General features: G+C 51.1%; 18 protein-coding genes and 3 pseudogenes. 13 read left to right on the top strand and 8 right to left on the bottom strand.

Annotation, left to right across the window (positions count from 1 at the left end; all coding sequences use genetic code 11):
• Positions 1-7: 7 nt before the first annotated feature.
• A complete protein-coding gene (locus WG29040_RS01600; protein WP_256681501.1) occupies positions 8-643 on the bottom strand; it encodes a TetR/AcrR family transcriptional regulator in 636 nt (211 codons plus the stop codon).
• Positions 588-1,439, bottom strand: a complete 852-nt coding sequence (locus WG29040_RS01595) for a 3-hydroxybutyryl-CoA dehydrogenase (RefSeq protein ID WP_127195471.1) — start codon at positions 1,437-1,439, stop codon at positions 588-590. Before WG29040_RS01595 ends, WG29040_RS01600 begins: the two co-directional genes overlap by 56 nt.
• Positions 1,440-1,644: 205 nt before the next feature.
• Between WG29040_RS01595 and WG29040_RS01590 the strand changes: the two genes are divergently transcribed.
• Positions 1,645-2,613 carry an AraC family transcriptional regulator gene (locus WG29040_RS01590; RefSeq protein ID WP_127195637.1) on the top strand — a complete coding sequence of 323 codons (969 nt, stop codon included), beginning with the start codon at positions 1,645-1,647 and terminating at the stop codon, positions 2,611-2,613.
• A 217-nt stretch (positions 2,614-2,830) separates the two neighbouring features.
• On the opposite strand, the gene WG29040_RS01585 is transcribed toward WG29040_RS01590, so the two are convergent.
• Positions 2,831-3,871: a hypothetical protein gene (locus WG29040_RS01585; RefSeq protein ID WP_127195470.1), complete on the bottom strand. Its 1,041-nt coding sequence runs from the start codon at positions 3,869-3,871 to the stop codon at positions 2,831-2,833.
• Positions 3,872-3,983: 112 nt separating this feature from the next.
• Here WG29040_RS01585 and WG29040_RS01580 point away from each other — a divergent pair, with 112 nt between their 5' ends.
• The 3 genes from WG29040_RS01580 to istB all read left to right on the top strand — a co-directional run bounded on the left by WG29040_RS01580 (position 3,984) and on the right by istB (position 6,781).
• Positions 3,984-4,247: a hypothetical protein gene (locus WG29040_RS01580; RefSeq protein WP_127195469.1), complete on the top strand. Its 264-nt coding sequence runs from the start codon at positions 3,984-3,986 to the stop codon at positions 4,245-4,247.
• 99 nt (positions 4,248-4,346) lie between these two features.
• The gene (gene istA, locus WG29040_RS01575) at positions 4,347-6,038 is read left to right on the top strand and encodes an IS21 family transposase (protein WP_305955218.1); all 1,692 of its coding nucleotides are present in this window, start codon (positions 4,347-4,349) and stop codon (positions 6,036-6,038) included.
• Positions 6,035-6,781, top strand: coding sequence for an IS21-like element helper ATPase IstB (gene istB, locus WG29040_RS01570; RefSeq protein ID WP_127195467.1), 747 nt, complete (start codon positions 6,035-6,037; stop codon positions 6,779-6,781). The genes istA and istB overlap by 4 nt, the downstream gene beginning before the upstream one ends.
• A 300-nt stretch (positions 6,782-7,081) precedes the next feature.
• Here istB and WG29040_RS01565 read toward each other — a convergent pair whose 3' ends face one another.
• Complete coding sequence (locus WG29040_RS01565; protein WP_127195466.1) at positions 7,082-7,303, bottom strand: helix-turn-helix domain-containing protein; 222 nt, start codon at positions 7,301-7,303, stop codon at positions 7,082-7,084.
• 102 nt (positions 7,304-7,405) lie between these two features.
• Between WG29040_RS01565 and WG29040_RS01560 the strand changes: the two genes are divergently transcribed.
• The 4 genes and pseudogenes from WG29040_RS01560 to WG29040_RS24435 form a co-directional block, all read left to right on the top strand.
• The gene (locus WG29040_RS01560) at positions 7,406-7,996 is read left to right on the top strand and encodes a hypothetical protein (protein ID WP_127195465.1); all 591 of its coding nucleotides are present in this window, start codon (positions 7,406-7,408) and stop codon (positions 7,994-7,996) included.
• The gene (locus WG29040_RS01555) at positions 7,993-9,390 is read left to right on the top strand and encodes a DEAD/DEAH box helicase (RefSeq protein ID WP_127195464.1); all 1,398 of its coding nucleotides are present in this window, start codon (positions 7,993-7,995) and stop codon (positions 9,388-9,390) included. The genes WG29040_RS01560 and WG29040_RS01555 overlap by 4 nt, the downstream gene beginning before the upstream one ends.
• A 306-nt stretch (positions 9,391-9,696) precedes the next feature.
• A complete protein-coding gene (locus tag WG29040_RS01550) occupies positions 9,697-10,665 on the top strand; it encodes a hypothetical protein (RefSeq protein WP_127195463.1) in 969 nt (322 codons plus the stop codon).
• 2 nt (positions 10,666-10,667) lie between these two features.
• Positions 10,668-10,812 (top strand): annotated as a pseudogene (locus WG29040_RS24435) (integrase); the annotation flags it as partial.
• Positions 10,813-10,938: 126 nt separating this feature from the next.
• On the opposite strand, the gene WG29040_RS01540 reads toward WG29040_RS24435, so the two are convergent.
• Both WG29040_RS01540 and WG29040_RS01535 read right to left on the bottom strand, forming a co-directional pair.
• On the bottom strand, positions 10,939-13,074 hold the full coding sequence (locus WG29040_RS01540) for a hypothetical protein (RefSeq protein WP_127195462.1): 2,136 nt from the start codon (positions 13,072-13,074) through the stop codon (positions 10,939-10,941).
• 18 nt (positions 13,075-13,092) lie between these two features.
• Positions 13,093-15,822, bottom strand: a complete 2,730-nt coding sequence (locus WG29040_RS01535; protein ID WP_127195461.1) for an NACHT domain-containing protein — start codon at positions 15,820-15,822, stop codon at positions 13,093-13,095.
• 1,217 nt (positions 15,823-17,039) lie between these two features.
• On the opposite strand from WG29040_RS01535, the pseudogene WG29040_RS24470 reads away from it, so the two are divergent.
• The 3 genes and pseudogenes from WG29040_RS24470 to WG29040_RS01520 all read left to right on the top strand — a co-directional run.
• A pseudogene (locus WG29040_RS24470) lies at positions 17,040-17,135 on the top strand (transcriptional regulator); the annotation flags it as partial.
• Position 17,136: 1 nt separating this feature from the next.
• Positions 17,137-17,835, top strand: a complete 699-nt coding sequence (locus WG29040_RS01525; RefSeq protein ID WP_127195460.1) for an FRG domain-containing protein — start codon at positions 17,137-17,139, stop codon at positions 17,833-17,835.
• Between the two features lie 478 nt (positions 17,836-18,313).
• A complete protein-coding gene (locus WG29040_RS01520) occupies positions 18,314-19,696 on the top strand; it encodes an SIR2 family protein (protein WP_127195459.1) in 1,383 nt (460 codons plus the stop codon).
• Between the two features lie 634 nt (positions 19,697-20,330).
• On the opposite strand, the gene WG29040_RS01510 is transcribed toward WG29040_RS01520, so the two are convergent.
• The gene (locus tag WG29040_RS01510) at positions 20,331-20,780 is read right to left on the bottom strand and encodes a hypothetical protein (protein WP_127195458.1); all 450 of its coding nucleotides are present in this window, start codon (positions 20,778-20,780) and stop codon (positions 20,331-20,333) included.
• A gap of 835 nt (positions 20,781-21,615) precedes the next feature.
• Positions 21,616-22,179, bottom strand: coding sequence for an Rrf2 family transcriptional regulator (locus WG29040_RS01505; protein WP_127195457.1), 564 nt, complete (start codon positions 22,177-22,179; stop codon positions 21,616-21,618).
• Positions 22,180-22,526: 347 nt separating this feature from the next.
• Here WG29040_RS01505 and WG29040_RS01500 point away from each other — a divergent pair, with 347 nt between their 5' ends.
• Together WG29040_RS01500 and WG29040_RS01495 are read left to right on the top strand one after the other, a co-directional pair.
• Positions 22,527-23,729 (top strand): NAD(P)/FAD-dependent oxidoreductase, encoded by a 1,203-nt coding sequence (locus WG29040_RS01500; protein ID WP_127195456.1) that lies wholly within the window; start codon positions 22,527-22,529, stop codon positions 23,727-23,729.
• A 64-nt stretch (positions 23,730-23,793) separates the two neighbouring features.
• A pseudogene (locus tag WG29040_RS01495) lies at positions 23,794-24,258 on the top strand (IS5 family transposase); the annotation flags it as partial.
• Between the last annotated feature and the right edge of the window lie 515 nt (positions 24,259-24,773).

The following is a 24,773-nucleotide window of genomic DNA, read 5'->3' as shown; positions in this document are numbered from 1 at the left end:
CAGGCTTTCACCCGCCCAGGTTTGCCAGCAAACGGTCGATCAGTTCTTCCAACACGCACTGCAACATGTCTTCGCGCTCTTGCCCACTCAACGTGTCGGCTGTCAGCCAACCGGGCATAGTGTTCAGCGACTTTCTGATAATTGACGCTGCCGCTCGCACCGTGGGATCACCCAGGCTTGAGTCCAGGCCAAACAGTGCAAGTAAATGCTGCTCGTACTGATCGCGAAAGTCATGAATCTGCCGTTGTTGCTGCAGGTTGAGGCTGCCAACTTCGCGCTCAGCCAAGCTAAAATGCCAAGGCATTTCACGGTGTAAATGCAGATGTGCCTGAACCAGTTGCTGGATTTTTTTGCTGCGGTTCGAGTATTTCTTTTGCTTGATGCGCGTGACGACGCTCAGCAACTCCTCGTGAAACTCCTGAATCAGATCGAGTAGTAAATGTTGCTTGCTCGGATAGTGGTGATAGATAGAGCCCGGCGCCAACCCCAGGCACGCGGATAATTCGCGCATGCCGACTTGCCCGAAGCCTTTGTTGGCAAACAACTCTAGAGCCCTGTACCGGTAATCAGAGAAAAGGGCGCAACGATCAGGCATAGGCATGGAAACCTTTTCCTGTTTTACGTCCCAGATATCCTGCTGCAACCATTTCCTTGAGCAAGGGGGCAGGGCGGTACTTACTGTCGTTGAAACCCTCATTAAAGGATTCGAGAATAGCCAATACCGTGTCGAGTCCGATCAGATCGGCCAGAGCCAACGGACCGATAGGCTGATTGCAACCTAGGCGCATGCCGGCATCGATGTCTTCAGCACTGGCCAGACCTTCTTGCAGCACCATGATTGCTTCGTTAATCATCGGCACAAGGATTCGATTCACGAGAAAACCGGGACGATTACCGGCGGTGATCGGGACTTTTCCAAGTTGTTGGGCGAAAGCCAGAGCCAATTCATGGGTCTCATTGCTGGTCTGCAACCCACGGATGACTTCGATCAAACCCATAACCGGTACCGGGTTAAAGAAATGCAAACCAATGAACCGCTCAGAATGGCTTACGGTCGACGCCAGTTCCGTGATGGACAGCGATGAAGTGTTTGAAGCAATGATGCAGGTAGAGTCGACCCGATCACCGATTTGTTTTAATAAGCTCAACTTAAGGCCAAGGTTTTCTGTGGCAGCCTCAATCACCATTTGCGCATTATGGAGCTCATCGTAATGGGTAGTGCAGCGGATTTTGCTCAGAGTGTTAAGTTTTTGATCTTCGTTCAACATACCTCTGGCAATTGATCGATCAAGATTTTTGCCAATGGTAGATAGTGCCTTTTCCAAGGCGGATTCACTGAGGTCGATCAAGATCACATCGAAACCGGCTACCGCACAAATTTGCGCGATGCCATTACCCATTGTTCCGGCGCCAATGACACCGATGCGCTGCAGATTCATTTGTGAAACCTCTTTGAACACGACGATGCCTTGACCGCTTGCGAGATCCCAAGGCGTATTATCGGAGCGAGTTTATGACCGCCAGGGCACCGATCCAATGCCGAAAACTTGCAATATTTTTGGTGTTTTTAGCCATTCATGAACGGAAAGAAGTAGCGTGGATTTACACAAAGACGATTCGGTCGCAGCCTATTTCATCCAGCCTATGATCCACGCGCTGGGAGAGAACACTCTGCGCATCGCGAAAGCTCTTGAAAAGTCAGGAATAGAGCCAACGGCAATACAGAGCCCTACGACAAGAATCCCCGCCTGTGCATTTGCCACGCTGTGGTTGAATCAGATAAGCGATCTTCAGGATGAGTTTTTCGGGCTCGACTCGCATGGCATGCCGCCCGGGAGTTTCGCGCTGATTTGCCGTTCACTGATTCAGGAGGCTGACCTGCACAAAGCATTGCGCCAGTGTCTGAAGAATTTTTCGCTGTTCCTCCACGATTTCCGTGGGACGCTGACAGTGAATGGAAAGCGCGCGTTAATCAGACTTGAGTCCAGCGCTAAAGATGACGCTTACGAGCGTCTCGGCGAGGAAACGTTTTTGGTACTGATCACCAGCTTATTGTGTTGGCTAGGCGGACATCGAATTCCTATTCTTCGTGCCGATTTCAGGCACGCGCGCCTGCACCTGACGGACGATAACTTGCTGTGGGGAAGCGACCTCAATTTTGGTGCAAAACGAACCGGGATCGAATTTGCCAGCAGTTATCTGCAAAGGCCCGTCGTTCAAGACTTGGCGTCGTTGAAAATATTTCTACGCACAGCGCCGCAGTGGCTCGTCGTACGCTTTCGCAACTCACAGGCGCTGGCATCACAGATCCGCCAAAGCTTTCGAGGTAACGCGTATGACCAGTGGCCGACGCTGCAAGGTTTTGCAACAGCGCAACACATGAGCGCCAGCACACTGCGTCGCCGGCTGGAGCGCGAAGGCAGTTCTTACCAAGCGATCAAAAATGAAGTGCGTCTCGGCGTTGCAATCGAACAACTGCGGAGTTCCGCTAGAAGCGTCGGCGAAATTGCCGAGCTGATCGGTTTTCAAGAGGTAAGCGCATTTCACCGTGCGTTCAAGAAATGGACAGGGGACAGCCCGGGTCAATATCGGAAAAAAGCTAAAAATGCCTAATAACGGTTAAAGGCATGGCAGGTGTCTTAGAAACTTCTAAGATATTGCCGATCACCAAACGCTCGTCGTTGGATGATGAGCTCGTATGCAATATCCGATGGGAAATTGCACTCCAATTGACCACCCATTTGCATTCGACTTGACCAGGCGTTTGCATCCGACTTGACCAGGCATTTGCATTCAACTTGACCACTCACGCCTAGCAGTCGCGGGATCGCTACAGCAGCGCTGTTGGTGGCACTACCTGTGGCGTGCCATCGATAATGCACATCCATCCCCAAGTTCTAAGAGCCGACGTCTTCTTAAACTCCTTGACCAACTCGCTCGAAATTTCCCCTATGTCCGTCCGCAACTCGAACTGCGGGCGCATTGCGTGCAAGACGTCAATCCCCATATCCCCGGCAAGAAGCTTGCACATCAGTCTGGTGCGAAGCTTCCAAGACAAGGCTTTTCCACGCCTTTCCGGGTGCTGGTAAACCATGGTGTTCAAATGGGCTGACGCGTGGATGTAGTCAGTGCTGCTCATCCAGATCTGCACGTGCGCAGGCACGCCAAGGGGTAATACGTTGAACGCCAGCCAATCGATTAGCCCAACGGCAACACCGCGTGCCTGAAGCTCCATCACCAGCATCAGAAGCACTTTGTGTAAGGAATCTGCTGCCTTGATAGCAGCAGATTTTCGACCCAGATGATCCGCCTCTACCACTATCGCGATCAGCGCTGCGAGGGTATCCAGGCTCGCCCTACGTTCGAGTTTTTCGAGTAGAACTTGAGTGATTGGTTCGCGCTGAACGCTTTCCCAAATCATGTCGCTGGTGTTGCGGTACAGCACCAGTTGGACTTCAGTGCTTAGCGTTCGGAAGTAATCGTCGAAGTTGATCTTCTTTTGCCTGGAGATCAGCTTGACCAACGTCCATATAGGATGGTTCAGATCGCGGGACGATCCAGGTGCTAACAGTTCCACCCTGCTTAAGGTCTTGGCCTTGGGCGAGATCATTTTCTGCTCGTACCTTGACCACTTGCTTCGGTAATGCCGGATCGTGCCATTGCGGTTCCTTCGAAACGACTCCTTTTCGAAGTACAGCTCAAGGGCATAGGCAGTTTTAAGGCCTGTTCGCTGCTTCAGGCCTTCGTACCAATAGCCCACTGCGAGCATTGCCACCGTGTTGCTCCGGGGGTTGCTATTTTCCGGAATTGGTTCGCGCAAGCTCTCTGCGAACTCCGAATAAATATTTACAATTCTCTTAAAATCAGACACTTATAAATCCCCAGCTGATCTTTGTACCGTAAAAAATGTAGAAGTCTTACGGCTGGAGCGCAAGGGGGCGGTTCATTACTATTAACTGTGACTAAACCGGACATTAAGTGCGATGCGTGAGCCCATTCAAATCCAAATCCTGACATCCGAATTGGAGCTCGATCTCAAGGGTCGATATGGCCTGATGGTGGGTGGCAGCGCGCTGTGGAGAGAGTTGGGTTATACGTCCTACGACGCGTTTCGTAAGGCTAAACAGCGAGGAACGATTGAGGTACCCCTGTTTGAAGTACCTAATCGTCGGGGATTCTTCGCTCTGTCCAGTGAGGTGGCATGCTGGATTGCCACGCAGCGCTGCGCACGGCAGCAGGCCATGTGACCTAGGCATATGAGGAGTATCGCAATGAGACCAGGCTAGGAGTTAGCCGGTGGATTTGGAACACAAAAAAGCCCAGGGGTGGAGCCCTAGGCTTTTTTGATGGTGTTAGGTTTTCAGCCCTACGCACCATCATTCTGTGTTCCCTCGCGTTCGGCGTCAAGCCGACCACCCTCCGTTTGTCTGCAATTTTCACACGGCGCGACTTGTGAGGCATTCACATGCCTGTCGCGAGGAGAATATATGAGGCTGCCAATAGATACGCAGCGTGAGGTGCTACGTCTCGCGTGCGACCCCAGGCTATCGAATAGGGCGATTGGTCTATTAGCCAAAGTGTCCCACAACACTGTTCGCACCATTCGCGACCAACTAGCTCAGTGTGGGCAAAGCTGGGAAGAGCTGAAGTACCTTGACGACAAAGCTCTCGCAGAGCGTCTGCATACTCAGCCGAGGATCTCATCCCAGAGGAAGGCCTACCCCTCCTGGCTAGCTGTCCATGAACAGCTAAAGCTTCCTGACGTCACCTTAGAACTTCTATGGCAAGAGTTTCGTACGACCGAGCCAGAAGGCGTGTCATATGCTCAGTTCACGCGACTCTATCGTGAGTGGGTCAATAAGCAAAAACTGAGCATGCGACAGATCCACCTCCCCGGAGACAAGTGCTTCGTGGACTTTTGTGGCAGGACAATGCCTGTGACGAACCCGAACACGGGAGCGGTCAACCAAGCCCAGGTGTTCGTGGCAACGCTCGGCGCCTCGGGATACATTTTTGCCACGGCTGTGAACAGTCAAAGGACACCAGACTGGCTCAAATGCAACGCTCTAGCTCTTGAGTTTTTCGACGGTGTTCCGCGGTTCGTTGTACCTGATAATTTGAAATCAGCAGTAACTAAAAACACAAAGGATGTGGTGACTTTAAATCGTGCCTACTCCGAGTTTTCTGAGCACTACGGATTTCAAATTTACCCCGCCAGACCGCGTAAACCGAAGGACAAGTCGCTAGGTGAAATTGCTGTTCAACTGGTACAGAGGTTCGTTCTCGCAAGGCTGAGGGCGAGCACCTTTTTTTCACTGGATGAGCTGAACGAGAAAATTAGCTACTGGGTCGATGAGCTAAACAATCGAATCACACGTACGTACCCAAAGAGCAGAACCAGTCGCTTCCTTGAGCTTGATTATCCAGCCCTCAGCCCCATCCCAGAGCGGCGATACAACTACAGCCAATGGGTCTATCAGGTTCGGGTAGGCAGCGACTACCACGTAGAATTTGAAGACCACAGTTACTCTGTTCCCTATCACTTTGCGAATCTTCTTGTCGATTTACGGGTGCGAGACGATTGGCTCGAAATCCTTCATCAGCGCCGAGTCATCAGCTCGCACAGGCTGAATCGCCAGCGCGGCTTTAGCACATTGAGAGAGCACTTGGCCCCGAATCACGGCCATTTTCAAGACTCCCAGCCAGAAGCACTGGTGGTGTGGGCTGAGACTATTGGGCTTGAAACGCTCCGTTTCGTGAAGGATAACCTCAATCTACGCAAAGATTTCGCGAACGGTCTGAAGGCCGTTATTGGCCTGAAGCGCGACGTTCGCAGAGGGACGATCTCACCATCTCGCCTTGAATCTGCGTGCCGCTATGCCAACAGCCTAAACATCCTGAGCTCTGATCGGTTACGGTCAATCCTTCGGAACGAATCTGATCTGCGTCCCAGCTACCAAAGATCCGCCCCTTTGGTTGAACACGCCAACATACGTGGTGCCGAGTACTACGCCTCACAAGGAGATGAGCCGCTATGAAATCAATCCTCAATACCGCCCAAAACCTAATGATTCTTGGTCTGCACGGGATGGCCGTGGCGTACGAGCGGCAGCTTGAGACACCGGTGCTGCTGAAGGAGCCATTCGATACCAGGCTTGGTTTGATGGTTGACGCTGAAAATAGCGAGCGGGAGAGCAGAAAGGTTGCACGTTTGCTAAAGGCCGCGAGGCTTCGTGAGAGTGAAGCCACAATGGACAGCATTGAATTCAAAGCATCCCGAGGCATAGATCGGAATACTGTCATGACCCTCGGAGAAGGTGAATGGTTGGCGCGACGTCAGAATGTGATCATCACCGGCGCCACTGGCACCGGCAAGACTTGGCTTGCTTGCGCCCTTGGAAATCAGGCCTGCCGACTCGGGCGAGCGACGTTGTATCGCACCGCCACCAAGCTTTTTGAAGAGATATCGTTTTCCTACGCAGACCACACCATGCCTAAGCTACGTAGGCAATTGATACGATCAGAGTTGCTGATTATCGACGATCTGGGTATCGGCGGCATTGATACCCAGCTTGGCCCGTTCCTCCTCGATGTGATCGACCAACAGTCACAGAACGGGTCGTTGCTCATCACTAGCCAGTATCCCAAAGAGAAATGGTATGACTTATTCTCCGACCCAACAATTGCCGACGCGATTCTCGACCGTATTGTTCACAAGTCTCACGTCATCGAGTTAAAAGGCGAATCGATGCGGAGGGTCAAAAGTCGTAGACGCACATAATTAATTTTGATGCGAGCCTCGACTGGTCAACATAAATGCAAGTGGTCAAGTCGAATGCAAACGGCTGGTCAAGTGCAATGCAATCGATTGTTTTTAATGATATTTTCGATCCAGATAGAACCACCTTGCTGAACGTTTCCCTCCAGCTAATCTATTACGTCGAAAGGGAATATAACTAAGAGTCGAACATTTTCGTTGGTAACTTTCAAGTTACTGGCAAACGGCAAAAAATGAGAAGTAAAACAAGTAGAGGAGGCTGTCTGTGGTCGTCTTGAATATCGCTTTTGATCAGATACGGAGCTATAGCTCTGACGGCTGAGGTAGAAGGTGGGATGGATCACAAGCGAGTTCGCTTGCAATCCGATACAGCTTCTCGATCGTGATGTTTACTTCTCCTCGCTCGATCCGCCCCATGTAGCTGCGGTCAATATTGCAGGCTAGCGCTAACGCATCTTGAGAAATCCTACGGACCGTTCTCTGTGCCCGGATGCGTTCCCCCAACGCTTTCGCCAATTTATCCATGCCTGCCTCAATTACACTTAAGGCGGCACTATCGTGCGTTTGCGGACCCAGAGGCCACGGACTATAATCCGTATTTTTTGCGTTAACTGTTCTGGTGCCTCAATGAAATCTGCTTCATATATTTTCGATAGGCGTCTGTATGAGCTGCTTCTAGACGAAGGGAGAGAGAGTTTTACGACTCGTGAACTTCGTGACGCCTATGCGCAACGCCTTGAAGGCATGACTTTTCGTATCGGTGATGTGCGCCGCTATGTGTATGAGCAGATCCGCCGAATGTTGCGCATCGGTTGGCTTGTGCACCATGAAGAGCGTCGCGCGCGGGGGCAGGTCTACCACTTGCAACCCATACCAGACCATCTGCAGTTGGAGCTGATCGATAACGGGTTCGAAAACAGCCTTAATGCTGCATTTGAGCCCCAGGAGGAGCCTTTAGTGCTTGATAATGCGGCCGAACCTTTGAGCGTTTCGTCCGGTTCTGATCAGCGCTTGGAATCACTCCATAAAGAGATTCGTTTGGATTTCCTGTCTTCGATGGGTGAGGCGGAGCGGTATAAGTTGCTTCTGGAGGATATGCCGCATCTGCGTGATAAGATCGAAAGCGAGTACCTAGACGCGCGAGACCGCAGTTCACGGTTGTTGGGGCATCTCCGCGCTATCGAGAAGACACTCAAGACGCTTGCCGCCATACGATGACTAGATTGCTGCGAGACTGGCAAAACAGATGCATCAACAGGGCATTGGAGTACTTTACTGTCACGCCACATTTTTTCTGTCAGGCAACTCCTGGTGCGGGCAAAACGCGAATGGCGGCAGAGCTGGCTGGCCAACTGCTTGAGCAGAACAGAATCGAACTAGTTTTGTGCTTCGCTCCGTCTTGCCAGGTTGTTGAGGGATTTCGGTCAACCTTTGCTGCTGTGCTTGGCAAGCGCCTCGACGGCCGGATAGGTGCCGTGGGTGCAGCATTCACCTACCAGGCCATGGAATATCGAGATGAGGCATTCTGGCAGCTCCTTGATGACTACCGTGTGCTAGTTGTCTTCGATGAAATCCACCATTGTGCCGGCCATGATTCGCTGCTCAGCAACGCTTGGGGGCAGCAGATACTGCAACGAATACAGAATCGCGCGACCTTCACTCTGGCACTCTCCGGTACCCCGTGGCGATCTGATGATCGAGCCATTGCCCTGGCAAGATATTCCACACCCGAAGGGCATTTGATCTGCGACTACCGCTATGGCCTAAAAGAAGCCATTGAAGACGGAGTTTGCCGTTCCCCTCGAATTGTCTTGCTCGACAATCAGAAAGTGAAACTCACTGAGGAACTGGGAGCCGATAGTTCCGTCAGGCTGTTTCCAAGCTTTGCCAATCTCCTGGAGGAATCACCGATCACTTACGAAGAACTGCTTCGGCATGACGAGGTGATCGCTCAACTGCTCGATCTGGGCTGCAGCAAGTTAAGCCAGCTTCGCCAGTTCAAACCGGATGCCGCCGGCTTGGTTGTAGCCACCGACATCGAACATGCTCAACAAATTGCCCAGGCCCTGGACGCCCGGGGGGAAGGTTGCCGCATCGTGACAAACAAAACTCCGGACGCTCAACAGATGATCAATGCATTCAGACAGAGTTCTAGCCGTTGGATTGTCGCGGTCGGGATGATCAGTGAAGGCACCGATATTCCCCGCCTGCAAGTGTGCTGCTACCTCAGCCGTATCCGAACCGAATTGCACTATCGGCAAGTGCTAGGCCGAGTGCTTCGAAGAACAGGGAAATCCGATGATCAAGCTTGGCTGTTCATGATCGCGGAGCCGACGCTTCGAGGCTTTGCTGAGCGAATTGCGCAGGACCTGCCGGATGACTTAGCGGTGTTAAATGTTCAGGCACCAGATTTTACTTCAAGTTCAAAGCCGGGTCTGGGTGGTGTTATTGCCAATGGAGATGGGCTGCATGGCCGTATTAAAAGGGAAGTTGAGCATACTATTGAAGCGAAAAACACGAACATCGTCTCTCTCGGACGGGGCGTAACTGGACCAAGCTATCAGGTGAGTTTTTCGCAGCATTTCAGGCAGCAGTTACTTGCTTGTTTTTAGTGGTCGAAAAAAGAAGTTAATGTCTACACCGTTTCATGCCGTGCCCGACCCCATGATTTAAGGGGTTATCGCTGCCGGTTGCGAGCGGAAGATTTGGGTCAACAGTCGCCCCTCGAGACCGGCGACACTCGGCCAAGAGCGGTCAATCCACACAGGAACACGCCGAGCAGTCAGAGGAAAAACTACTGTAATGGCCTGCATTACCCTTAAAGCTTTCGCAGTGGACGTCCACCATCAGTGGATGACTTAATGCTTAAGCCTAGCTATGTTTTGGGGTATCTTTAATCCGACTGCTAAGGAAATCGTATGGCCTCATCAAAACCTGCATTCTTCTTTTCCGCAACTCAGAGCGTCGATGATCGACTCGGCGCTGCGTTCACGTTCATCTGGGCTAATTACGCAGGTTTAAGAGAGTTTTGGTGGCAAGTCAGAGGTTTTAAACAGCAATTTCCAGAGTTACACATAAAAGAAGTTGAGAAAAAATTTTTATCGGGCCTGCCAATACCGGGCGGGATCGACTTTAAAAAAGCTTTTTTGAACTCTGACTGGGCAGCTCATGAGCAAGAGTTTTCTAAGTGGCTCATTTTTGAATGTTGCACACTATATGAAGGCTGGGCCGAAAAAGTCTGTCATGACTTATTCTCTAAAAGCAAAAGGGACTCACATGCGAAGAGCCTTCAGTTCCCATTTGTGGATGCTGCCAATCCTGGGTATAAATCGGTAATAACTGATGCCAATAGTCAGGTTTCCACATTCATGCAGCAAGAGCTACTGCCTACCCTTAAGGCATCTAAGCTAAACTGCTGGGATCAGATGGATGCTCACCTAACTGCATACAGTTACTTTAAGAAATGCCGTAATTCGATAATTCACTCTGATGGTCTGTGCACCCAGTCGATACTGGACTTGCAGGTAAAAATCGCTCTTGAACAGAGCAAAAAACCGTCACCATTCAAAAATAACTTTTCGCTTCCTGTGCAAGTGCTCAATCAGAAAATTACTTTTGATTTACGGGACTGCATACTATTTGGAACAATCGCTCGAAAACTAATTTGCACCCTTGATGCTGCGTTAAGTGTGGCATCAAAAAGCGAAGTGGTAATGGAGAATAGACTTCGCAACTTATCGAGTAAAAAGGATAAGTGGAAAAGTCTTCCTTCTGACCCATTAAGATATGAGCAACGCATTCATCGTATGCTCAGCGCTGCCAAAATTCCCGAACCTCAGAACCTCGTAAACTTTATTGGATGGATGAAAGGCAAAAAGCTAATTTAGACTATGGCACTCACACAATGAGACGTACGAAGGCCTCACTCACCTACCGCAGGACGAAGAGCCTGCGGGAGTGTCAGCTGCTGCTCGGCCAGCACGATTCAATATTTGGGGATCAAGATCGATGACGCCCTGGAGATGGCGGAACAAAATTGTGGTCTAACCATGCATAGCGACGGTCGAAGTCAGGCCGTCGCTAAACGGCCAAAAGCGGTCAGTCGTACGACGCGGTTCCCACAAACTAAGGAAAGCCCACGATTATCAAAACACTACAAGCTAATAAATTTTACCTACTAGGACATCAAGAAGAGAATGAACGACTGGTCGTACAGCGTCGGCTGTCGAATCGTACCCGTGCGCTGGAATGCGCAAAGAAGAGGACCTTGCGTTTAGCAAACGCAGACAATGCCCATGAGTTTCTTCGTTGAGCTTTCCTGCCGACGCCAAATAACGAGAGTAACTTGAAATCTCACTCTCGGACGAACTTAACGCCAACTGCGCACCAATCAAACCAGCAAACTCATCATCTGTGCTAATCTTGGATTTAACAGCATAATTAACCCTATCCTGAAAATCCCATAATGAGTAGCTCGGGCGATTGACCATTGCTCTAACCAGCTTCTCGAGCTTTACGCCTTGAAGCCTTTCAACCCCGACAATGATAGGTCCAACAAAGCTTTCATAGTCGCGATCGTCATCTGTTACCGCTGATACTACTTCGTCCAGGCTGGGGTTGCTGGGATCATAAATGGCCAGTGCTGCAACGCCAAATTGGAAATCACTTTCACTAACAGTCGACTGTAATTGAGCTAATACATCACCGTTCTCGGAGAATTGCTGTCGCAATATATAGGAAGCTTCGTAATAGCTCTGCATTCTATGCCAAGAGTGATCCGCACTATTTCTATGAATCTTAGCCCCAGTCAAACAATGCTGTAACAGCAGATCGCTTCTAGAAACCTCCTTGGCGAGCGCCTGTAATACTGGGACGCGAAGACACTCCGTGGTGTGTGAACAATAGTCGAGAAAGCGCTGCCGCAAACCGGTATTTACGGACACATATGGCGCTATAAGCTCCCAAAAGCGCGATTTTTCAGTAAAGTGTCCTAGCCTTGAAACTAATTGTCCGTCGAAGCTCTTTTCCAAATCGTCCCAGTGCTCGGCCACCAATCTAATCAGCGCTGGAGACTCATTAGAATAACTCCCTAACGATATATCTAGGGGTTTTTTCCCCCACTCAAGGATGGAAAATTGCTCCGTTGCTCCGTACACGACCAAGCCGGCGAACGCAGCTGCTCGCCGAGCGTCATGATCGTGCCCAACCGCTATTGCATCTACAAGCAGGCGATTGACAACTGTCTTCCGTTCTGTATCGATGGAGAGCAGTGCTTGATAGTTTTTTATGGCCGCGTGTGTTTTTAGAGGGCCGTCTACTTCATGATCATACTTTTCCAAGATTTCCTTGGCAGTATCGTTTCGGTCGAGCTCACTGGAGGCAGCATCAATGATTTGCAATCGCATAACAGCTGAGAGGGAACCAACACTCTGAGCGATTAGTTGCTGAACGACCGGGTCATCACGATAGGCTGAAGCTAGCAGCCCAATGGGCGGGTTAACCCCTTTAAGTCTTTCTAGCGCAAACGCTTTAACCCTGCTTTCTTGGGGGTAGAGCGCAATTAACTGCCCGAAACCTGAAAACACGTAGTCTGGCTCGCTCAACGTCCTGCTCACCAAAATATCTACAATTTCTTTATGATCGGAAACGTCCAACTGGCTGAAAGCAGCAAGCACAGTGTCGAACCTTACCTTATGCTGACCGTTAAGAATCTTTAATAACGCCTCAATGCACGCTTCACGACTAAGCATTTTTGGGTACAAGCCTATTAGATGAAATCTGCGTTCATCTGGCCACAGAAGTACCTCTTGCACCAGTTCTCGAACTTCAGGAAGCTCAGTTGCCCAGCCTTCAACCAAAGGAGCCAGAGCCCAGAAGACCGAAAAACCCTCAGCTTTTTTCACCCTATCCATCAAGTGCTGCTTAATTCTTGGGTCTTGAAGGCAGTTGTACACCGGTCTCGCGAGATACTCTCGATGCTCCAACTTCTTGGAAATAACCATGAGTACGAGCTGCTCTCGAACCTCGCTATCCATTTCCGAGAATTTCAAAAGCTGGCTCCAATCCAGATCCAATTGCAAGACAAACGGATGCTCTGACTGCAACTCACGCACGATCCATGCACATATCTGCGCATTGTCAGCACTACAGCTGAGAAGATAGTGTTGTGCGATCTCCTTCTCAATTTCATCGTAGCGCTCGATGGTTCCGTTTAGAGTAGCCAGGCAAATCTCAACTAATTTAGGGTTGTCCAACCAACCCTGTACCAAACTTTCCCCTGCCTGTGCACGATGCAAGTAACCGATCCCATCACCCTAAGCACACAGTGAAAGTAGCGCTGACAGATCAGTATCCTGGTGCAACCCTAATTGAACCTTGCACCATATAGCGCTCAGTTGAAGCGCCTTGTCCACAGCCACAGAGGCTGTGGTTAGAAAATCGATCAACATCGGACTACCGGACCAACCGAGGGTCAGGGCCTCCAGAGCCCGCGCCACCACCGCCAAATCGGAGTCACCGCAAAGCAACCCCTTCAGCCAGTTTTCTACCTCAAGATCGCCGTTGTAGACGAATGCCAAGGACTGAACGGCGGCTCGAGAATTGGCGAGACTCTCATCCTTAAGCCCATGCTTCAACAAATTAAGCTGATGGTCTGACCGATCCCATCGTGCTAATGCGGAATAAAATTCCTGTAAATACTCTGCAGCCCGTATGCCCCAGCGGTTGATATTTTCCGAAGTTTTTTCTCTGAGTGTCGGGTTGTAAATTCCCCCTAGCGCAGCCGCAAGGTGTGCACTTCGCTCGCCACCCCAGCCAGCCCCTCCAATGATGTTCAGACTACGCTCAGCCAGCCTGATAGCAGTAGGTCGATTGATCTCTGCCCCTCCAAACACGACATTGGCGAGAAGCAAGCGCCGCTGCAATGCGCCGATCACATCAACCTCAGGCTCATCGATAACCTGCACGATTTGCTCGGCTTCAGACCGCCTGGTGTTCCCCGCAATCAAATCGCCGAACACACTTCTCCATCGGAAACTGCTTGCATTCGCCCGCACAAAACTCAAGATCGTCTCAATCGGCCAGCCGTGTATATGGACGGATGCCAGATATTCTTCCAGGCTGGCATGCACAAAACCCACCTCCTCGCGCCCTTTTTCAACTAGCAGGCCCATCGTCTCAGCGTTAACCGCAAGGATCTCGTTAGCGACCTCAGAAGCCTCGCGAGTCGAGTAGCAATATCCCTCAGGGTCAGTGAGAAATCTTTTTATGCATTTACGAGCCAGTTGAAGGGGATACCCCGCGTCTCCCCCCTCCATTCGAATTTCGAATGCAAGCGCTGCGAGCGCGTCCCTGCGAACGTCGATTGATGCCGCTGAGGAAAATCGAGGACTAACGTCCCCTGCCGCCGTAGCTCGGTTAGACGGATGGACCTCCAACAGCAGGTCAGTCAACTGGCTAAGCGCCTGCACCTTATTGATCGGCAACACCAACTGCCGAACAGCCAACGCGATTAATCCTAGCAATAACAGCGGTGTCTCCGCGAGCGTGGCCAACCCACGCCCTTTATCAAGCTCTTTGAAGAACCGCTGAGTCTGCCAGGTGATTAATTCTTCATTGGAGGATTGATCGTTGTTGGATCCAACGTTTCGCGAGAACCACGTCGTGGCGATTTCCCTTTGCTGCACCTTCGACAGCGGCGCCAGCAGCCCCACTGCCCAACTGTCGGGAATTCCACCGATTTTTGAAAGTCCTCCGGGTCGAGCACTAATGACCACCGGAATGTTGTGCGCGGACACAATGGTTAGCATTGAGAGCAAAGTCGTACGAGCTGCCTGCTCGTTGGCCCATTCGTCCAGCCCGTCGACAAGAAGCACTACGCGTGACTCATCAATGGCTTGATCAATCAATGCGACGAGGTCACCAGTTAACTGAGGCTGCCAAGTTGCACGAATTAATTCTTTGATGCCTACAGTTCCGCCATTGGCTTCAGTTAGGCGCACCCACTTGGCAAAAGAAATGAACAACGGTAAGTGGCGTCCCCAGCGCTTCGCAACGTCAGTAAATCGCCCCTGCTCACCGAGCAGATCTAGCGCTAGGCACCTCAGCACCGTACTTTTGCCGCTTCCGGCATACCCTAGGACAGCAATCTGATCGGACTCTGCCAGCCAATCCAAGATGGGGGTTCGACGGTAATTTTCCGCCTGACGGCTTTCCTCCTTTTTCACCGGTGAGTGTGCGTCAGATCGCTGCGGTTCGGACATGGGCGAAGTCGATGCCTCACCTTGGCCAGGCGCCGCCTGGCTCATGACAGTTTCCTTCAGGAGAACGTCAGGTGCAGAGAAACGATCAATCAGTGAAATGAGAGCCTGAGGCCCGCCCGAGAAAGGCGTTGGAGCATTAACTGGAATTCGGTCCAGCAGCTCGAAACCTCCTTGATAGACTCGATGGAGTTGCGTCCTGATCTTATGTAGCTCGCTACCATCTAGTCGCAACAGCAGCTCTTGGCTTACCGTGTCCCCAAAAAATGCCTTCGCGCAATCCCGCCCAAAAAACTCCAATACGATATCTGGGTGATTTCGCAATGCGACGCACAAATCATGACCGCCAAGCACCTTAAGAGTTATTCCTTGGGCATGAAACAATTCAGCCTGTTCTTCTATCGCATTCTGCAGGCCGACGTCATCCACTGGACATTGCACGGCGACGTAGAAGATATCAGTCCTTTTCACCCAGCCTTCAGCGAGGAACGTCGCACAGGCCTTCTTCAGGTCTCTGTGAGTGTACTTTGCGTAGCATTTCGCTTGCCAGGTGTCATATCTGCCGTTGCGCTTTCGAGCAAAAATGTCTATGCCCTGCTGCGCTTGTCCTGCCCGTCCATAGAGGCTATGCGATTCGATATCAGCTTGTTTCCCCGCCAATCGATAACACAGCTTTTCAAAGTTCTCCCAGCGTAGCTCACTAAATGGCAACGCCTGTACGGCTGTCCGAACTAAGGTAAAAGGTGGGACCTGGCTTGCTGGGGCCGTTATTGCAGTTTCCGTCATTTTTGAGGATCCATGTGCAGGTGCGACTCCTGTCATCGGGCGCCGGTGGTTGTACATCATATTGTGTATTCAAACCGGGAGCACCGTGGTTAATCGTTACATGATGGAATCAACCTCATGCCCGGTTCAAGGGGCGTTTCTTGGGAAAGCCTCGAGCCATTACCTTGCTGACGGACCCGCGAGTGTAGACACTAAGGGATCGCAACATGCCATTGACGATCACGCTAAAATGGCATCTATGTGTTGGCATTCAACAGCCCCCGGTCACACTCCTAAACCAATCAGAAAGAGCTCGTTTAAAACGTACGCGACCATCCAACTGACCAACCCGCCAATTAGCACAATGACGCTTGCTGATTAAGCCAAGTGGAAAAATCGAATCATGACTGAGTAATTGCATGGACCTGACCAAGCATTTGCAACGGTCTTGATTAGGAATCTGTATCCGATATGACTAGTACGTATCGTAGCCATTACTGGTGAGAGCAGACCAACAACTGCCTGTTATGAAAGGTAGAGTCTGAACCATAACAACCCTTCGCGGATGACGGCTTTCGGCCGATTTTGTTGAAAAAGTCGGCTTCGGTTTCCACGGAAGAAAAGTACGCGTCTTAGATTGAAATCCGTATTTTGCGCAGACGGTTCAGGGCTCAGATTTTACGTAGTAGCGTGAAAAAAAGGCGTTTTCACCGAAAAATGCATGAGTAGCCAGGCCGGGTCGACTTTTTCAACACAATCGGCCAATAGGAGTAATTCGGCTTGTCGAGGCAATTCATGTTGAACACGCCAAATCACTAGTATCGAAATGCCAGCACAGTGGCGTAATATATGGTGTCGCCGGCTGAAAATGTCTACTGAAACGACAGGTTCGCCTCATTACGCACAAATCAACATTGAGCATTCATATCGTTATGTCGCCGACTCTAATGCCTCAGTCTGGCCTAGCCGACGTTCAAATTCTCTGTGCCCTGCAAGATGAGTTCCGCGCTCTTCTATCTGTTACGACGGGACTGGCGGGCCAAGGTTGGCAGGAACGAAAAAACAGCAATGGTTGGCAAATTCTGGAAGCACAGTTTCTTTCCGATTCCGATAACGGGTCTCCTGTGCTTGTGATAGCGTCATTTTGCGCATTTATGGGAAAGGAGCAGGCTTCTGCGGCATTAGCTCACCTTTGGCGCGAAGTCCCGGCACGCTGCCTTGCAATGTCGGGCAACAATGAAGTCTTGGAAACGAAAGGTGGTAATCACGCTACCCTGAAGTCTAGGAAATCTGAGCACGGGGCCGCTGAAGTCGAAAGCTGGTTGCAGGCCTAAGATGAATTCAATTCCGATCAAAGATGTGCCGGAATTTCTTGAGCGTCTGAGCGTTTATGACTTGTTGGGTGGGACAGTACTATTTCGTGGCCAGTCAAAGCGAGGCAACCTGCTTCCTGGTATTGCTCGTAAAGATCCCACCAAGAACACAAGCGCTGTCGAAAAGTCGATGCTAGGAGACCTGAGAAGGCATGGGCTAACGATGATTCCCAGCTACGTCGACATCGACAACGACTGGGACATGCTTGTTTTGGCTCAGCACTTCGGTATGAAAACTAGGTTGCTAGACTGGACGTCGAATGCCTTAGCTGCAATTTGGTTTGCCTGCAGCAGTAGGGGTCCAGATGACTGCTATGTCTACACCCTAGAAGCTCATTCGCTAATGCTGCCATCGCTCAAGGGTAGTCCCTTCAGTCAACGAAAAACCAGGGTGATTCACCCGAATCTTAGCAACGACAGGATTATCGCGCAGTCTGGCTACTTTACTGCCCACAGGTTTTCTGAAAAGTCTGGAAAGTTCGTCTCGCTGGAAAAAAACCCTGACGTCCAAAAGTATCTGAGGGAGTATGTGATTGCGGGTAAGGACAAGGTCGATTTCCTGATGACCCTGGAGCGCTGCGGTGTTACCTCAAAGTCAATTTACCCAGACATAGAGGGTGTGTGTCGGTTCCTCAATTGGCGCGCAGAAGGTTCATATTAAATGTTGCGCTCTCTTTTGCTCCACCTGCATATTGAAAGTATGCAAGGGCACAATGAATCGCCCCGGGTTTCGTAGACGCTTCTATGTCGTAAACTGAGGTCCGTCAGGAGATGAGTACCGCTATAGACACTATTGAGAGGCAGTTTCTGGCCGACTGCCGTCTGCCGTTAGGGGAAAGACGTCACTGTGTAGAAGTAGTGTTGGTACGCAGGTTTCAGGTCGGCTCTGTAGGGCAAGGAGTACAGGGCCTACAGTAATAGCAGTTCCAATCCATCACCGAAAAGGCTGATGTTTTTCGCTCATAACCGGAAGCTGTCGGCCAAAAGCAGCCAGTAGCTGTCTTCCACTAATAGCAACAATAGCGATTGGCTCCGTATCCAGTTGCACATGAGCTCGCAAGCCGTTTCTTTCCCCTTGAAAGACAATCCAAGAAATGCGATATGACGTTATGCCATTACTGCCAATAGAGGGAAGCGGGATGCCTAGGGACTACGCGAAATACGTTGAAGATGTAACTGAGGATATCAAAACCTGTATAGGAGATATGGCCTGCCAGCCCATATTGTTCGTAGGGTCAGGCTTCACGAAGCGCTACCTAAAGGGCCCTAGCTGGGAGGAACTATTGAAGGAGCTAGCGGCGCGCTGTCCAGAGATTGCACGACAGTTTGCCTACTACAAACAACGCTACCCCGACTTTGTGGACATTGGCACTGAATTCTCTGACAGATACAACGATTGGGCGTGGGGGGCTGGTCAAGAGCAGTTCCCAAAGGAGCTGTATGAAGAAACGAGCTCGCCGCAGGTTTACATCAAATACACGGTGACGAAGATTCTCAAAGAGCTTCTGGCAACTGGAAAGCCTGGCCTACCGGATGAGATCGAACTGCTGAAGAAGATTCGGCCACACTCTGTAATTACCACCAATTACGATGAGCTACTGGAGGGCATCTTCCCCGATTATGAAGCTATTGTGGGGCAACGTATCCTTTATGCTAACCATTCGAGTTTCGGAGAGATTTTCAAGATCCATGGATGCGTCTCTCAACCCGAAAGCATCGTACTAACGCGAACTGACTATGAGGAGTTCGTCAAGCGTAAGAAGTATCTCTCAGCCAAGCTTTTAGCTTTTTTCGCTGAACACCCATTAGTGTTCATTGGATATAGAGCTGAAGACCCGAACATTAAAACAATTCTTGCGGATATTGACGAAATTCTGTCGGAAGACGGCAAGCTAATCCCGAATATTTACATTTTGGAGTGGGAGAATCGCGATCTATCTGAAGAGTACCCTCGCCGTGAGAGGCTTATTCCAGTTTCTGATCATCGCAGTGTGATCATAAAAAGTGTCGTCGCCAATGATTTTAGTTGGGTCTATTCAGCTTTCGGAGCAAATGAAGCGCTGAAGAATGTGAACCCTAGATTACTGAGAGCTTTGCTCGCCCGTACCTACCAGCTCGTGCGGACTGACATTCCCAGAAACCCTATTCAGGTCGATTACAAAGTGCTGGCCAACGTGACGGAGGCCGATGGGGAATTAGCTAAACTATACGGCATTGCCGATGGCGCCGACGGCCTAGCATTCAACCTTAACTTTCCTTATACATTAACCACTCTGGGTCAGGCGATGGGATACCAGGCTTGGCATGCTTGCGATCGCTTACTGAGGACGATTGCTGAAACCACTGGAGTCGATCTCAAGAGATTCGACAATAAGTATCACTGCGCGATCATGAACGGGGCAGAAGTTCAGTCCCACCGTTATTCGGAAGCTTGCAAAGATATCTTGGAAAAGGTGCGATCGGGAGAAGAGTACATCCACGACGTGGAGAAGGAGGCAGAGGCCAAGGGCCATCGTAATTGAGCGTCCTCAACAAGGAGCTGTAATTGGGCAGGTTCTGATACTGTCAGCGACCCTCCGCGAAATGTCACCATGGGTCGTCCGGTCTTTTTATACCGGCTAAAATGGTCAGAACGGCCACTTGCGAGTGATAGCTTTTGGCAGATTTTGTTGAAAAAGTCGGCCATGGTTTCCACGGCAGAAAAGTACGCGTCTGAGATTGAAATCTTTACTTTGAGCAGAGGATTCCGGGCTAAGATTTCGCGTAGCTGCGCGCAAAAAAGGCATTTTCAGCAGTCAGTACGTGCGCATCCTGGAAGGACCGACTTTTTCAACACAATCGGCAGGAAGCAGCCCTTCGTGACCGACGGCTTTTGGCCCAGAGTGTATAAAAACGCGCAGATGCACACTCTGGGCCAAAAGCAGCTAATCACATGCATCTAGATCAAACCCAGTGCGCAGCCCGGCCACTTGACCTTAAGCGTGGGCCTCGACCTTCTCTCTGAACTTGATTAGGAGTCCTTTGAGCCCCACTGGCCTGCCTGTCGAAGGCTGTATTGAAAGGTAAAGGGGCTGGTCTTCAGGGCTAGCTGCAGGTGTTAAAGAGTTCGAACATACGGGTTACCAATTGTTGCAGGGCAACTCGCAAGGTTCGACGTTAGTTTGTGAGACGCTTCAGCTTAAGTCCGCTTTGAAGCTGATTAACTACTTCGCATCCGAGATAACTTGACCTAAGTTCTAAATTCACAGTAGCAGACCCGCTAGCTTGAATAAGTACGAAATTACCGCCATAGCATTTTTCACCCTCAGGATAAAAGTCTAAGACAGCATTCGGTGCTGTGATGCTTGGGCTGGTAACATACCCTTTGATTACCAACAGTTCATTGCCTTTGTCATCAGGTTTGATATAGATCGCCGCATCATACTTATCGGGCTTGGCACCAGGTTGACTTTCCAATTTATTTCCCACTGAATAATACGACCCCGCGGCCAACAACGCTGGGTTCACTGGTTCGGTGGGACTGTGATGCATATATGAGTACAGGATCCAAGCCCCAGAGAAAAATACCGGAACGGTAGAAATTGCGTGTAACTGGTTGATTTTCATATTATTTTCCAAGCGTTGTGAAACTCAGAATATGGTATTGGTGGATGTCAAATAAAGCAATAGCTGTCAATATAAAAATTCAACTTCTGAGCCATTGAAATGCCTCATGCTGACTTGCTCATATATTGATATCAATCGTCAAACCGAATAAGCACCATATTGATATCAACGATGTAGAGCACGACCAAGTCAAACCAAATCACTTTGTTCGCGCAAATCAATTAAACTGCCATTAGCGGTCAATGGTATAAAATTTGCAATATGTGATCACAGAATTTGGCTGACATCTGATCGGTTTCATATCATTACAGATGATGTTTCAAGTTTCGCCCCGTCCCCGCCACCCTGTTTTGCCTGGCTGTGGGGTAAAAGTAAAACGGCCCCCACGCTCGCACACGCTGTCATTTCCCCTATCACCAGTTTACTCAATATCTGCCTTACGCCGACTGCTACCCGGTGTTCCAACGAGCACGGATCTTTTTAAGTGGGACACTCAATGTGGATGGCGCATTGATGAGGGGCCGCGTTGGGTCGACTTTAGCCAGTCATGGATACGATGTGCACTGGTCAAGTCGGATGCAAACGCCTGGTCAAGTCGAATGCAAATGGGTGGTCAAGTCCATGCAATTACGCATCCGAGTCTGACAGTTATCGGATATTACAAAACGATCACCAAAAGAGGGCGCTTCACCATTGACTTATAACTCAACTAAATAGATGTTGAGTTGGTTGATGTCCTCCATATGGAAACTGTTAAGGCATCTCTGGCGGTTTGGGTAGACATGGCAACCCCTTACATCAAGTGTTGCACTTGCTCCTTGAGACCGCCGATTACTCAGTCCGAAATGTTGGTCACTTGGATGGTCCGGTCGTCAGCAGTCTGCGCGCTGCTTTTCTTTTCTCGACGATCGTTTATCCATCTGCCTACCTGGGCCGGGAAGTCAGTTGGAGATTTTCGTCCGACCTTTCTTGCAAGATCAAGAATGGTTTGTTGGGCGAGGGCTTCTTCCATGCGTTTCTGTGCCGTCATCATCGCCGCGTGAACCGAGCAATGGCCGTCTAGCGCCCAGGCAGGCGGAGAGCCTTCGAACAGGGCACAACGGCCGCGAATCTCTCGGCAATCAAAAATGAGCTTCTGACCGTCGATAGCGTTGACGATATCAAGAATGCTGATTTCGTCAGAAGGCCTCGACAGCTTGAACCCTCCGCGCACGCCTTCCGTTGCTACGACCAGTTTGGACTTAGCCAGCTTGGTGAAAATCTTCGCCAGGTAATCCAGAGGTACGCCTTGCAATTCTGCAAGATCACGCACGCTCGCCTCACGGCTTTCGCCGCCATCGCCCACCAAAAAAATCAGGCAATGAATGCCGTACTCAACGCCCGCGCTGTAAAGAGACATTTAGATCTCCGACCTAATTAGTCGCATATATTAACAGCGATCAGTGAGGGGGGCAACGATCCTCGCACGCTGTGACATGCGCCTTTCTACCTTTAAAAGTCACTTACACGCCTAATTTTGTGGTGAAAATATTGTATTGAGTAGCCAATGCTCAAAAATTTTCTTCAGAAATTCGCTCGGATGGCTCATGAAAAATATCTTGCCATTGAAAACTACGACCAATATAGTCGTTGTTTCTCGAGCTTCTACGGTGGCTGTCTTCCAAGATCGCCTTGCTCCGGCTTCACGTCCGCTACCGATAAGCGTGACTCTTTAACGAATTCATGACTTCCCACCAGGGGTTAAAAATGAAACAGCAGATTCTGATTATTGGCGCAGGTTTCGGTGGTATGTGGACGGCTTTGAGTGCCACGCGCCTGTTCGACATTCATGGTCACAACGACGTTGAAGTGACCGTGCTGGCCCCTCAGGCCGAGTTGCGCGTCCGTCCGCGTTTTTACGAGCCTGATGCGCACCGACTGGTCGCGCCGATTGGCGAGCTGTTCGATGCGGTAGGTGTCAAGTTCATCAAGGGAGCCGCAGAGACCATCGACGTTCAGCAAAAATATGTCGGTTACATCGATACCTCTGGCACCAAGCAAGTGCGCAGCTACGACAAACTTGTTCTAGCCACTGGCAGCCGGCTCGCGATGCCCAACACTCAAGGTGTGGCGGAATACGCCTTCGATGTGGACCAGATCGAGCAAGCCGTACGTTTGGAGAACCACCTCAAGTCCCTGGCAGGCCTTCCAGAAAGCAAAGGCCGCAATACTGTAGTGGTTGCTGGCGGCGGCTTCACTGGCATTGAAACGGCGACCGAAATGCCGGCTCGTCTGCGGGCCATACTAGGTGATCATGCGGACATAGAAGTGATCATCGTGGATCGTAGTGAAAAAGTCGGGGCGTCAATGGGGGCCGAAATCAGTAGGTCGATCGCCGAGGCCAGCGATGAGCTAGGGGTGAAATGGCGCTTGAAATCGTCTGTGGTAGCAGTCGATGAAAATGGGGTAACCCTTGACGATGGCCAGCGTATTGAAGCGAAGACCGTGGTCTGGACCACTGGTGTGCGGGCCAGCTCGCTGACCGAGCAGATCCCAGGTGAACGCGATTTCCTCGGTCGTCTGCATGTGGATTCCCACCTGAAAGTCATCGGCCAGCAAGACATCTTTGCCACCGGCGATGTTGCTTACGCCGCCACCGATGACCTTGGCAACCATGCACTGATGACTTGCCAGCACGCCATCGTCCTGGGCCGCCACGCTGGCAACAACGTTGCCGCGCAGATTTTAGGTGTGGATCCGACCTCGTACAGTCAGCCCAAGTACGTCACCTGCCTGGACTTGGGGGGCTGGGGTGCGGTCTACACCGAAGGATGGGATCGCCAGGTCAAGTTGACCCGGCAGGAAGGCAAATCGCTCAAGACGCAGATCAACACTGTGTGGATCTACCCTCCGGCCGCCAACCGTGATGTAGCGTGGGCGGCGGCGGATCCATTGATCCCCATTGCCTGAGATGCTAGCCCTGGGAGGCGTTATCTTGATAACGCTTCCTTCTGAAAAATCCTGCGGGTTTGCAATGCCCCGATTGATGCTCAGTGACGAGCTTTGGCCGAAGCTGGAAAAAATTCTGCTTCAACAAGCGATTTATCACAAGCCACATCTGCGGATGACAGTTGAGGGAATGCTTTACCGAATGCGCGTGAGCTGTCCCTGGCGAGACCTGCCCCGCGCCTTCGGCTGCTGGAACTCGGTCTACAAACGCTTCAACGCCTGGTCGGCGGCCGGCAAGTGGCTCAGCGTTTTCAACGCTTTGCTCGAGGAGCCCGACTTTGAGTGGGCATTCATCGACGGCACCTATGTAAAGGCTCATCAGCACAGTGCCGGTGCGGCCAGTGGTCAGCCTGAAGCGATCGGCAAAAGTCGCGCTGGCCATACGAGCAAGATCCACCTGGCTGTTGATGCGCATGGCTTGCCTGTGGCTTTCGAGATTACCGGAGGTGACATCAACGACTGCACGGCAGCTCCTGTTCTGTTTGGGCGAAATCGCCCGATGCCGGCCGGCCCGACGAGCTGACGGTGTGCAAGCTGAGGAAGGAGAGGAAGGAACAAGGCGCCGGAGGCTGCACGCCTCCAGCGGGGGACAGAGAAACCACCTGTGGCTGTCGCAGGGACTTGGCCGTCGTCAACGCCTGTCGCTGGAGCAGATCGCACCCGACCCGTTTCGTGGTTGGGGTCGATATTTTTCGGCGCACATCCGCGCACAAAAGGAGCCCGTTGTTTCACCGGCGGGCACCGGGGGCGAACACCGTCGTCCCCGAAGGGTCTCCTGGCATCTCGCGGGCGAGGCGCCAGGAGACCCTTCGGGCCGGACGTAGAGAGTGCCGATCAGTAGGCTACGGATGCAGCCGGCCAGGAAAGCACCTTCAATCCTCCCGGCGACACGAGCCGCTGGCGAGGTACATGCCATTGCAGAAGGCGGGGGCATGCTTGGGACGCCCCGCGGGTAGCGGGGCCATGCCTGACAACCGCTGGAAAGCACGGCTGGGGCAGGACGTG

The sequence above is a fragment of the Pseudomonas sp. PAMC 29040 genome (assembly GCF_003994535.1).
GTDB lineage: Bacteria > Pseudomonadota > Gammaproteobacteria > Pseudomonadales > Pseudomonadaceae > Aquipseudomonas > Aquipseudomonas paraversuta.
This window is presented reverse-complemented; position numbering and strand designations above follow the sequence as displayed.

Excerpts from the sequence above, each read along its gene's own strand:
- WG29040_RS01595 (WP_127195471.1), bottom strand. The coding sequence starts at position 1,439 with ATGAATCTGCAGCGCATCGGTGTCATTGGCGCCGGAACAATGGGTAAT.
- WG29040_RS01590 (WP_127195637.1), top strand. The coding sequence starts at position 1,645 with ATGATCCACGCGCTGGGAGAGAACACTCTGCGCATCGCGAAAGCTCTT.
- WG29040_RS01580 (WP_127195469.1), top strand. The coding sequence starts at position 3,984 with ATGCGTGAGCCCATTCAAATCCAAATCCTGACATCCGAATTGGAGCTC.
- istA (WP_305955218.1), top strand. The coding sequence starts at position 4,347 with ATGGTGTTAGGTTTTCAGCCCTACGCACCATCATTCTGTGTTCCCTCG.
- istB (WP_127195467.1), top strand. The coding sequence starts at position 6,035 with ATGAAATCAATCCTCAATACCGCCCAAAACCTAATGATTCTTGGTCTG.
- WG29040_RS01565 (WP_127195466.1), bottom strand. The coding sequence starts at position 7,303 with ATGGATAAATTGGCGAAAGCGTTGGGGGAACGCATCCGGGCACAGAGA.
- WG29040_RS01560 (WP_127195465.1), top strand. The coding sequence starts at position 7,406 with ATGAAATCTGCTTCATATATTTTCGATAGGCGTCTGTATGAGCTGCTT.
- WG29040_RS01555 (WP_127195464.1), top strand. The coding sequence starts at position 7,993 with ATGACTAGATTGCTGCGAGACTGGCAAAACAGATGCATCAACAGGGCA.
- WG29040_RS01550 (WP_127195463.1), top strand. The coding sequence starts at position 9,697 with ATGGCCTCATCAAAACCTGCATTCTTCTTTTCCGCAACTCAGAGCGTC.
- WG29040_RS01535 (WP_127195461.1), bottom strand. The coding sequence starts at position 15,822 with ATGACGGAAACTGCAATAACGGCCCCAGCAAGCCAGGTCCCACCTTTT.
- WG29040_RS01525 (WP_127195460.1), top strand. The coding sequence starts at position 17,137 with ATGAATTCAATTCCGATCAAAGATGTGCCGGAATTTCTTGAGCGTCTG.
- WG29040_RS01520 (WP_127195459.1), top strand. The coding sequence starts at position 18,314 with ATGCCTAGGGACTACGCGAAATACGTTGAAGATGTAACTGAGGATATC.
- WG29040_RS01510 (WP_127195458.1), bottom strand. The coding sequence starts at position 20,780 with ATGAAAATCAACCAGTTACACGCAATTTCTACCGTTCCGGTATTTTTC.
- WG29040_RS01505 (WP_127195457.1), bottom strand. The coding sequence starts at position 22,179 with ATGTCTCTTTACAGCGCGGGCGTTGAGTACGGCATTCATTGCCTGATT.
- WG29040_RS01500 (WP_127195456.1), top strand. The coding sequence starts at position 22,527 with ATGAAACAGCAGATTCTGATTATTGGCGCAGGTTTCGGTGGTATGTGG.